We start from the raw sequence: 2,170 nt of genomic DNA, 5'->3' as shown, positions 1-2,170 counted from the left end.
CCCGAGCCCACCCCGGAAACCGACACCACCGACGCCGTCACGCCGCCGCAGGACGACACCGGGGGAGCTTTCGCCCGGCCGGACGGCGACTCCGCAGAAGCCGTCCCGCCGTCGAGCGGCGACTCCGCCGAAGCGGTCACGCCGTCAAGGGGCGGCACCGCCGAGGCCGTCTCGCCGTCGAGGGGCGGCACCGCCGGTGTTTTCGCCGGGCCGGAAGGTCACGCCGCAGAAGCCGTCTCGCCGTCGAGGCGTGGCACCGCCGGAGTCTCCGCCCGGTCGAAGGGCGGCAGCGCCGGAGTTCGCGCTCAGTCGAAGGGCGACACCGTTCGCATCCTGGGGTCCGAAGCCGATCGGTCCGCCACCGGAGACAAAGGCTCTGACGACGACGAGCAGCAGTTGAAGCTGGAGGAACGCGTGGCTGCCTAGACCCGTGCACGGGGGCATCGGCACCGCCCGATGCCCCCTGCCCAGCATGCCCGGCACGGCCGCACCCAGGGGTCAGGGCGTTGCCGGTGGGCTGGATCGGATGGTGCCTTCGAGGGCCGCGCACCGATGAAGGGCCGGCCCGGAAAGGGCGGGGTGTGGGGTGTCGCTGGTAGGCCGGTCGGGTGGTTATCGCATGTCACAGGGACGACGAGGAGGGGATGGATCACACGCTGGGAGAGCAGGCAGGCGTGGCTTGAGCGGAGGGGGAGGGGGCACCGGCATGGCCCGAACTGGCACCCCGAGGGCGGCCGATGGAGTGTAGCTCTGATCAGGCGGCTAGAGCACCTGATAGGTCCAGGTCACGCCCCGCACCATGGCTGCTCCTTTCCAGCACGGCTCCACAACACCGCCCGCTCATGGACTGAGCGGGAGTGGGTCCGTATCAACGTATCGGTTCCCATCGCGCAACGCACACTCCGCAATTATTGTGTTACACATCGTTAGTTAGGGAGGAGATGCGATGGCGGCGACTGGTCACGCCTCGATCAAGTCTCATGACGGTGTGTCAACACTCGCTGGTCGATGGCCGTTGCTTGGGCAACGCCGCCCGCTCGTGGTCTATTTGTGCGCGATCGTCGGTCTCGATCTCATCGCGATGGTGGTGCTCGGGGCGTCCACCTCGTTGCGATGGCGGGACCTGCTGATGTTCTGCGCCCTCATGGGGTGCGGCGCGGTGTGCATCGAGGCGACCAGGCGCCTCGGGATGCCCGCCGGGGTCGCGCGAGACCTGCTTTCGGCCTGGTGGCTGCCCGTGGCGCTGCTGCTGCCGCCGGTCTACGCCCTCTTCTCGCCGATCGTGCTGCAGATCCTGCTGCAGGTGCGCGTGAAGGCGACGGTGCTCTATAGGCGGGTGTTCAGCTCGGCCGCCATCGGCCTGGCAGGGTGCGTGGCCTCCCTGGCGTTCCACCATGTCGTCGACGACCCGTGGGCGCTGTCGCAGGGCGACGGCGGGTCGATCTTCTACGCGGTGGCGGCGGCCGCGCTCTTCTCGCTGCTCAACATCTCCCTGATCGCGATCGCCGCACACACCGCCGACCCCGAGACACCCTGGCGCGAGGTGCTGTGGAACAAGGAGAGCCTGCTGCTCGACATCGTCGAGCTCTGCCTGGGCGTGACGGTGTCGATCGGCTGCGGCGTCAACCTGGTGCTGCTGCTCCTCGCCCTGCCGCCGGTGGTGCTGCTGCAGCGCAGCCTCCTGCACGCCCAGCTCCAGGCCGCCGCCCGCACCGACGCCAAGACCGGTCTGCTCAACGCGGCCGCCTGGCAGCGCGAGGCCGACACCGAGATCGTCCGGGCACGCCGCACCGGCGACACCCTGGCGCTTCTGATCATCGACATCGACCATTTCAAACGCGTCAACGACGCCCACGGCCACCTGGTGGGCGATCAGGTGCTGGTGGGGGTGGCGGCCACGCTCCGCAGCCAGCTGCGCGACTACGACGTGGTGGGCAGGTTCGGCGGTGAGGAGTTCGTCGTGCTCCTGCCCGGGGCCGACATCCACGAGGCGCGCCGGGTCGCCGAGCGCCTGCGCACCCGCATCGGCCACATGGCCATCCCCGCCGACGACGCCCTGATCAGGGTCACCATCTCGGTCGGCGTCGCGCTGATGAGCGTGCACGGCGACGACCTGATCGAGCTGCTGGCCGCCGCCGACCTGGCCCTCTACCGAGCCAAGGAGCTCGGC

The 2,170-nt window shown here is 69.7% G+C and carries 1 protein-coding gene and 1 pseudogene; both read left to right on the top strand.

The window, feature by feature from the left end:
• Positions 1–426: pseudogene (locus E1292_RS52115) on the top strand (hypothetical protein); the annotation flags it as partial.
• A 589-nt stretch (positions 427–1,015) separates the two neighbouring features.
• Positions 1,016–2,170: GGDEF domain-containing protein (locus E1292_RS50175; protein WP_246091059.1), on the top strand; the 1,155-nt coding region annotated here is incomplete at its 3' end.

The organism is Nonomuraea deserti (assembly GCF_004348685.1).
GTDB classification, from domain to species: Bacteria; Actinomycetota; Actinomycetes; order Streptosporangiales; family Streptosporangiaceae; genus Nonomuraea; species Nonomuraea deserti.
This window is presented reverse-complemented; position numbering and strand designations above follow the sequence as displayed.